The sequence below is a fragment of the Paraburkholderia sp. Ac-20347 genome (assembly GCF_017104805.1).
Taxonomy (GTDB): domain Bacteria; phylum Pseudomonadota; class Gammaproteobacteria; order Burkholderiales; family Burkholderiaceae; genus Paraburkholderia; species Paraburkholderia tropica.
Genome location: NZ_JAAGPN010000323.1, coordinates 1 through 7918, shown reverse-complemented (window position 1 = coordinate 7918; position 7918 = coordinate 1). Strand labels below are relative to the sequence as shown.

Annotated in this window: 8 protein-coding genes; 4 read left to right on the top strand and 4 right to left on the bottom strand. The window is 66.6% G+C overall.

Going from position 1 to position 7918, the window contains the following annotated elements:
- On the bottom strand, nucleotides 1-491 hold a 491-nt coding region (locus G3N97_RS34135), incomplete at its 3' end, for a CHASE3 domain-containing protein (protein ID WP_205997283.1).
- A 329-nt stretch (nucleotides 492-820) separates the two neighbouring features.
- On the opposite strand from G3N97_RS34135, the gene G3N97_RS34130 reads away from it, so the two are divergent.
- A complete protein-coding gene (locus G3N97_RS34130) occupies nucleotides 821-1321 on the top strand; it encodes a hypothetical protein (RefSeq protein WP_205997282.1) in 501 nt (166 codons plus the stop codon).
- 84 nt (nucleotides 1322-1405) lie between these two features.
- Here G3N97_RS34130 and G3N97_RS34125 read toward each other — a convergent pair whose 3' ends face one another.
- Nucleotides 1406-3895: an AsmA family protein gene (locus G3N97_RS34125; protein WP_205997281.1), complete on the bottom strand. Its 2490-nt coding sequence runs from the start codon at nucleotides 3893-3895 to the stop codon at nucleotides 1406-1408.
- A gap of 160 nt (nucleotides 3896-4055) precedes the next feature.
- Here G3N97_RS34125 and G3N97_RS34120 point away from each other — a divergent pair, with 160 nt between their 5' ends.
- Together G3N97_RS34120 and fetB are read left to right on the top strand one after the other, a co-directional pair.
- Nucleotides 4056-4784, top strand: coding sequence for an ATP-binding cassette domain-containing protein (locus G3N97_RS34120; protein ID WP_346778160.1), 729 nt, complete (start codon nucleotides 4056-4058; stop codon nucleotides 4782-4784).
- On the top strand, nucleotides 4781-5605 hold the full coding sequence (gene fetB / locus G3N97_RS34115; protein WP_205997279.1) for an iron export ABC transporter permease subunit FetB: 825 nt from the start codon (nucleotides 4781-4783) through the stop codon (nucleotides 5603-5605). The genes G3N97_RS34120 and fetB overlap by 4 nt, the downstream gene beginning before the upstream one ends.
- 48 nt (nucleotides 5606-5653) lie before the next feature.
- On the opposite strand, the gene G3N97_RS34110 is transcribed toward fetB, so the two are convergent.
- Both G3N97_RS34110 and G3N97_RS34105 read right to left on the bottom strand, forming a co-directional pair.
- The gene (locus G3N97_RS34110; RefSeq protein ID WP_205997278.1) at nucleotides 5654-6208 is read right to left on the bottom strand and encodes a DUF6013 family protein; all 555 of its coding nucleotides are present in this window, start codon (nucleotides 6206-6208) and stop codon (nucleotides 5654-5656) included.
- Nucleotides 6209-6454: 246 nt separating this feature from the next.
- On the bottom strand, nucleotides 6455-7471 hold the full coding sequence (locus tag G3N97_RS34105; RefSeq protein ID WP_205997277.1) for a zinc-binding alcohol dehydrogenase family protein: 1017 nt from the start codon (nucleotides 7469-7471) through the stop codon (nucleotides 6455-6457).
- Nucleotides 7472-7651: 180 nt separating this feature from the next.
- On the opposite strand from G3N97_RS34105, the gene G3N97_RS34100 reads away from it, so the two are divergent.
- Nucleotides 7652-7918: LysR family transcriptional regulator (locus tag G3N97_RS34100; RefSeq protein ID WP_205997276.1), on the top strand; the 267-nt coding region annotated here is incomplete at its 3' end.

Below are 7918 nucleotides of genomic sequence, written 5' to 3'. Positions count from 1 at the left end.
TCGAGGCGGGTTTCGTCGGCGATAAAGGCGTCGAGTTCGTTGCGCACCGCGTCGATCTCGGGCGGCATGCCGTCGCCGGCCGCGCGCACCAACGACGTGGCGCGGCCCTCGCGCAAGGCGTCGGCGACCTGGGCACAACGCGCGCGCCACGTCCGCGCGTACGCACGGATGCGCTCGACGCGCGCGTGCTGCTCCGGGTTGTCGTTCACCATGTGCGCGAGCAGCGAAACGCGATCGGAGAATTCGGTCCAGACGGCGCGGCGGTCGATGAACGAGGGATCTTCGAGCACGATCGCGGTGCGCACGCGCGCGGCTTCGCGCAGCAGCGGATCGACGAGACTGGTCGCCTGCCAGAGGATCTGCTTGCTGTTGTCGGCGCTGCGCGCGGCCTGCGCGGCTTTGCCTTGCGTGTCGAACACGACGCCGAGCAGCGCCAGTTCGATGGCGCTGGGAATCGCGATCAGCAGGAGCCCCTTGGTGAAGAGTTTCATGACGGTCTGGTCCGGTGGCGGTCTGGGCGACATGCCTTTTGACTAACCGCGGGCGCCAGAGCCAAAACATTATCGGCGCGAATTTAAGAGATGACAACGTGTGTGGCAGCTCGCACCAGGCGATGCGAAAAGCCCGATATTTCCCGAGAAATCGCCACACCGCGCGCGCATGCAGGTCTATTATTGAGACCGGAGACGAACAAAAGTAAGCGAAGGAGCGCCGGGATACCTACATGAGCGCGACGTGCGGTCCGGCATGGCGATTGCCTGTGACAGGTCGGCATGCTACGAAGGATCGACGTGCGGCGCACCAAGCCGGGAGTGGTCGCATGGGAACGCTGCGTGTTTTGCAATCCACCTTTTTCAGGCGAATTTTTATGTCCTTCCCGAAAAAGCGGAAACGCGTCAAGTCGGATGGCGACGAGTCGTTTCTCGCCGTGCTGAATCACTTCAAACCGTTCGGTCAACTCGACACCAAGATCGCGCGTGCGCGCGCCCAGGACGAGCCGGTGCTCTACGCACACGTGCTGCCCGGGCTCGACGTGCTGCTGTGCTGTGTGCGCGGCGCGCAGCCGCCCTATCCGGCGACGAGCGAGTTGCGCAGACGCTGCATCGAATCCATCGCGCATGCGCTCGAACAGCCGATCGAAGGACTCGAAAACGGCGGCTACTGGTACGAGGCGGACGGCTTCGGCTTCCTGATTTTCGCGAGCCGCGCGCGCGCCCGCATCCTGCCCGAGTTCGGCGCGGAGAAACCCGGCGCGGCCTCGCGCAGCGTGACCCGCCGACAGGACCCGGCCGGCGACCCGATCCCGCGTCAACTGCGCTGAGTTTCATCAGAAAAAACGCCCGGCTTTCTCGCCGGGCGTTTTCGCATGGGCGCTCGTCTGTGCGAGCGCCCGAGTGCTTTCCGTTCAGCTCCCTTTGTAGAGCGACTGCATACCGGGTTGCGCGACGGGTTGCGTGGATTCCTCGCGCTTCGCCGGCACCGCCGCGCCGGCCTTCGCGCCATTCGAACCCGAACCGGAACTGGAACCGCTCGTCCCCTTCGCGGCCGCCGGCGCGCGCATCTTCTGCCCCGGCGGCGGCGCGACCGGATGCTCGCGAATCTGCGAAAACAACTGCGCGCACGGCAAGGGCTTGTTGTTGCTCGGCGCGATCAGCGGAATCAGCGCCGCGAACGGGTTGAGCAGACCGAGGCCGACCATCGCGCCGCCGCGCAGCGCGAGCGCCGCCGCGTCCACGCCGACGTGCGGATTCTTGAACGTGCCCTTCACGTAAAGCGGCGAGCGCAGCGAGAAGATCCGAAAGCCCTTCGTGTGCGGATGCACCTTCATATCCATCGATTCGTCGCGCAGATCGATCGGACCGTCGATGTCGATCACGGCGTCGTCGGTGTCGAGCGCGAACACGCGCGGATTCACCACGCCGTTGGTCGCGACGAAATCGGCGGCCGCGCAGTTTATGTTGACATCGCGGTTGCCGAACAGCTTTTCGTAGACGACGTTCGCCACGTTCAGCCCCGCCGCCTCCATCAGCAGACGGCTGACCGTGCCTTGCGTGACGAGCGCCTTGACCTCGCCGTTCGACGTCGAAGCGAGCGCCGCCGGTGAATTGCCGGTCGCGGACAGCGAGGCGTCGCCGTTGACTTCGCCGAGCGCCTGCTGCATCGACTTCACGCCCGGGAACAGCTGCTTGAGCTTCAGATGGCGCGCTTCCACGGTGCCGCGCGCCTTGAGCGGCGCGCCGCTGCCGTCGAGCGACAGACGCGTCGCGAAGGTGCCGCCCGCGACGCCGAACTGCAGCGGCTCGAAGTCGAGCACGCCGTTGGTCATCGTGACGTGCGTGTAGAGGTCCTGAATCGGCAGACTGCCTTGCTTGATGATGCGGCGGCCCGTGAACTTCACGTCGGCGTCGATGGCTTTCCAGCGGTCGGTTTTGAAAGGCTCGACCGGGATCACGCGGTCGGCGGGCTGCTGCACCGTGTCGCCGCGTTTGGCCTTGCTCGCCTTGCTGTCCGCACCGATGATCGGCGCCAGATCGGAGAATTGCAGCAGGTTCGACACGAGCTCGCCGGAGAGCAGCGGACGCGGATCGCGCTGCGTATAGACGAGCGTGCCGTTCAGGTCGCTGCCGCCCACGCGGCCTGTAAAGTTCTCGTAGCGGAACACGCTCGCGCCTTTGCGGAACTGGCCGACGAAACGCCCTTCGGTCGCGTACGGCGGCGTTTCCGGCAGCGTCACGCCGGTCAGGTTGTAGAGATGCGCCATGCTTTGGCCCTGGAGCCAGAGGCGCAGATCGACGGCGGCCAGATGCGTCGGATCGGTCACCGTGCCGACCAGCGCGATATGCATGTCGCCGACGCGCACGTCGGCCTGCACCGGGAACGGACGCTTCGCGTTCTGCAGCGCGAGCACGCCGCCGAGCTTGCCCTCGCCCGACAGCGCGGTCTTGTTGTAGGTGCCTTTGATGGTCCAGCCGATCGCGTAGAACGGTTCGTTGGTCTGGCCGCCGGCCGCCGCGTTCGCGTTGCTCGCGGCGCTCGCGCCGACCGCGGCCAGCTTCGAGCCGATGCCTTGCGAAGCGGCGCCGCTGTCCGAAGCGGTCGTTGCCGCGCCCGATGCCGGTTCGGCCGCACTCGCTGCGCTGGCCTCGCTCGCCGCCGCCGCGCTCGCGGCTGCCGCTTCCGACGCCTGCTGCTTCTCGGCCTGCTGCGCGAGCCGGTTCGCGCCCGCCTTGCCGATCACCTGCGCCGAGCCCTGGCGCGACGCCGCTTCCTGCTGCTCCATCACCTTGCCGATCGGAATACCCTGGCCGAGCAGACTTACGACCATCTTTACGTCGGTTTTCGTCTGCTTGTCGTCGACCGCGATATTGCCGCTGCCGAACGTGATGTCATGCAGATTGAGTTTCCACGTCGACGGCCCGCTCGACGCGGGCAGCTTGAAGGTCCAGTTGTTGCGGCCATCGGCGAGCCGTTCGATGTCGACAGACGGATTCACGAGATTGATCGCCGGAATCACGATATCGTGCGCGAGCAGCGGCAGCACGGCCACTTCGAAGTCGATCTCGTCGAGCGTCGCGAAATGCGGCGCCTTCGCCCAGTCGGGATTGGCCACCTCGATCTGCGCCGCGGAAAAACGCGGCCAGGGCACCCACGCGCGCCAGCCCGTTTCGCCGGGCGGACGACGCCAGCCCACCTTCAGGTCGCCGACGATGGCGAACGGACGCCCGATCGCTTCCGTCACTTTCTCGTTGACGTAAGGCTTGGCGCGATTCCAGTCGAAGGTGTAGATAAAGACGGCAAGCGCGGCGATGAGCACGACTACAATCGCGACGAGCCATGCGAAGATCCTGGCGAGTATGCGGCCAGGGCCGCGGGGCTTGGGTTGCGGTGACGTCATGCGCACTCCGGTTTTTGCATTGTTGTTTCGCCAGCGATACGACAGCAGAAGACGTGCCTGGTTCTTGCCCGAATGTGCGAATCTGCAATCTGCGCTCGCACGTCTTGTTTGCCATCTTTCAATGAAACATCAAAACGATTCGAAACGTCCCCCCGTTGACGTGAGCGCGCCGCTCGTCGAAGCGCGCGGCCTCGCGCGGCGCGATGCGCAGCGCGATCAGGTTCTGCTGCATCCCACCGATTTCGCGCTGCACAGCGGCGAACGCGTCGTGCTCACGGGTCCGTCGGGCTCGGGCAAGAGCGTGTTTCTGCGCGCGCTCGCGCTGCTCGATCCGCTCGACGGCGGCACGGTGCGCTGGCACGGCGAAGCGGTTGCGCGCGCGCGGATTCCGTCGTATCGGCGGCATATTGCGTACCTGCGTCAGCGGCCCGCACTGATCGACGGCAGCGTCGAAGACAACCTGCGCTATCCCTATTCGCTCGCGGTCTATCGCGACATCCGCTTCGACGCCGCGCGCGTGCACGCGCTCTTCGACGCCACCGGACGCGGCGCCGATTTCCTCTCGCGCGCGGCGTCCGAACTCTCGGGCGGCGAAGCGCAGATCGTCGCGCTGGTGCGCGTGCTGCAACTCGATCCCGAAGCGCTGCTGCTCGACGAACCCACGGCCTCGCTCGATCCCGATTCGGCGCGCGAAGTCGAAGCGCTCGTCGAGCAATGGTTCCAACTTCAGCGCGAAACGCGCGCCACGGTGTGGATTTCGCACGATCCGGCCCAGGCCGCGCGTGTCGGCACGCGCCACATCACGATGCGCGCGGGCGTGCTCGATGCGTCGCCATCATCCGTAGCTCAATCGTCCCTTCAGCAAGCGGCTTCCGGAGACGCGCAATGAATCCAGGCGTGCTGCAAGATCTCAGTCTCGTCGATGTCGGCATCGCGGCGCTGCTCGTGTTCGTGAACGGCGCGGTCTCGGTACTGCTCAAGCTCGATCTCGAACGCAAGCTCGCGTGGGCCGCCGTGCGCACCGTCGTGCAACTGCTCGCGATCGGCTACGTGCTCGGCTGGGTGTTCGCGTTCAACCGCTGGTACGCGGTGCTGCCGCTCATGGCGCTGATGACGCTGATCGCCGGTATCGCCGGTTCGCAGCGCGGCGCGCGCACTTACGGCGGCCAGCGCGCGGACAGCATTGTGTCGATCTGGGTCAGCGCGTGGCTCGTGGCCGCCGTGGGTCTGTTCGCGGTGATCCGCATTCGTCCGTGGTACGAGCCGCAATATGCGATTCCGATTCTCGGCATGATTCTCGGCAACACGCTCACGGGCGTGTCGCTCGGCGTCGAACGGATGATGCAGGAACTGACGGCGCGGCGCGACCGCGTGGAAAGCGCGCTCGCGCTCGGCGCGACGCGTTGGGAAGCCGCTCAGGCGAGCGCGCGCGAGGCGGTGCGCGCGGGCATGATCCCGACGCTCAACCAGATGGCGGTCGTGGGCGTGGTGAGTCTGCCCGGCATGATGACGGGCCAGGTGCTCGCGGGCCAGTCGCCGCTGCAGGCGGTGCGCTATCAGATCGTCATCATGTTCCTGATCGCGGCGTCTTCGGCGCTCGGCACCGTGGGCGCGGTGCTGCTCGCGTATCGGCGGCTGTTCTCGCCCGAGCATCGTTTTCTCGCGGCGAAGCTCATCGCGCGCGATGCGCGCCCGAAGGCGCGCGTCTAGCGCCGCGCTCGCTGCACGATCACGCGCACACGCACACGCACACGCGATTCAGCGCTGCGCCGAAATCGCCAGTTGCGTGCCGTCGCTGAGCGTGAGCGTTTTCACGGTGCCGTTGGTCGGCATCGAGAAGTGCAGCACTTCGCTATGCGCGACGACTTCCGGGCACGACTCGCCGCTCGCGGGCTTGCCGCGCGGCGCCTGGGCGCGGAAGCTCACCTGCACGTTCGCGGTGCCGTCGGCGGCGACGATCGGCGCGAGGCGCACCTGGGTCTGGCGCACCATCGCGCCATTCGCGTCGAGCGGCAGCGAACCGTAATCGGGACAACTCTGCGCGGTCGGCACCGCGCCGCCGGGCGGCTGGGTGCGCCAGGTGAAGTCGTCGGTGTCGCCGGAACGCAGCGTGCGCGTTTCCTGCGAATTGCCGTAAAGCTTCGACGTGACCTTCACCGTGTAGCGGATCGGGCCATCGGGCGCGGCCTTCGAGGTCACCTTGATCGGCGTGGTGGCGAACGCCGGCAGCGCGATCGCGCAGGACAACACCACGGCGGCACGGACGAGCACCGCGCGGGCGCGGCGGGAGTGGCTGGAGCTGCTGCAAGACATGCGTCACCTCCTGGCTGGCGCCGACGTCGCCGCGAAAAACGCGGCCACGGCAGCGTGTGGCGAATCTTCGTTCTTCTGTCAGTCTAGCTTGCCGCGCGTCCGCGTGCGCCCGGCAATGCCATTGCGCGGCCCAGGTATTATCCCGCTTGCTTTCTCGCCCTCGCCAGGGCGCGGAATGGGCGGCGCGCCACGGCAAACATGCGTCGCGCATGGCTGCCGCGGCGTCGCCGCGTTCAGATCACCCGATCAGAATCCGCTCAGCACGAGCTTGCCGATCGCGCGCCCTTCTTCGAGCAGCTTGTGCGCGCGCCGCACGTTCGCCGCGTTGATCGGCCCGAGCACTTCGCCGACCGTCGTGCGCAGCGTGCCCGCATCGACGAGCCGCGCCACTTCGGTCAGCAGCTTGTGCTGCTCGATCATGTCGGGCGTGCCGAACATCGAGCGCGTGAACATGAATTCCCAGTGCAGCGCGGCGCTCTTCGCCTTGAGCAGCTCGACCGGAATCGGCTTGTCGTTTTCGACGATGGTCGCGATGCCGCCTTGCGGCGCAACGATCTCGGCGGCGGCGGGGAAATTCGCATCGGTGTCGTTGAAAATCAGCACGTAATCGACGTTCTGGAAACCGAGTGCGCGGATCTGGGCAGGCATGTCGCCGTGATGATTGACGATGTGGTCCGCGCCGAGCGAGCGCGCCCATTCGGCCGATTCGGGCCGCGACGCCGTGGCGATCACGGTGAGTTTCGCGAGCTGTTTCGCCAGCTGAATGCCGATCGAACCCACGCCGCCCGCGCCGCCGATGATCAGCACGCACTTGCCTGCGTCGGCGCCTTGCGGCGAGACGTGCAGACGCTCGAACAGCGCTTCCCACGCGGTGATCGCGGTCAGCGGCAGCGCCGCGGCGTGCGCGAAATCGAGCGACGCGGGCTTGTGGCCGACGATGCGTTCATCGACGAGCTGGAACTCGCTGTTCGAGCCGCTGCGCGTGATGTCGCCGGCGTAGAACACCGGGTCGCCGACCTTGAACAGCGTGACCTCGGGGCCGACGGCCGCGACCGTGCCCGCCGCATCGTAGCCGAGCACCTTCGCGTCGGTCTCGACCTTGTCCTTGGGCGCGCGCACCTTGTAGTCGACGGGATTCACGGACACCGCTTCCACCTTCACGAGCACGTCGCGGCCGGTGGGCACGGGCGTGGGCAGATCGAGATCGAGCAAGGCTTCGGGGGCGTCGATCGGGAGATAGCGGTAGAGGCCAACGGCTTTCATTGCGGGCTCCTTGGGAGGATTAACGAGGAATGGAGGAAGACGACGGGATTTCGCTTCGGGCGCCGCGTGGTCTTTCGCGTGTCGCGCGCCGTTGAGTGACATCCTAGGCGCCGCCTCCATGGCCGAAAAGCCTCATAATCGATGAAACATTCTTCGGTTATTTTTGATAATGAGCGAGCCATGAGCGCGATAACGCCCGATCTTCCCCTCGCCGCCGATCCGCGCGAGCGTCTCGATCTGCTCGATGTCGCGCTGTTCGTGCGCGCGGCGCAACTCGCGAACGTCTCCGCCGCGGGCCGCGAATTCGGGCTGTCCGCCGCCGTCGCGAGCGCGCGGCTCGCGAACCTCGAACGCACGCTCGGCACGCGTCTGCTGCATCGCACCACGCGGCGCGTGAGCCCGACCGAGGACGGCGAGGTGTTCATGGCGCGTGCGCTCGCGCTGCTC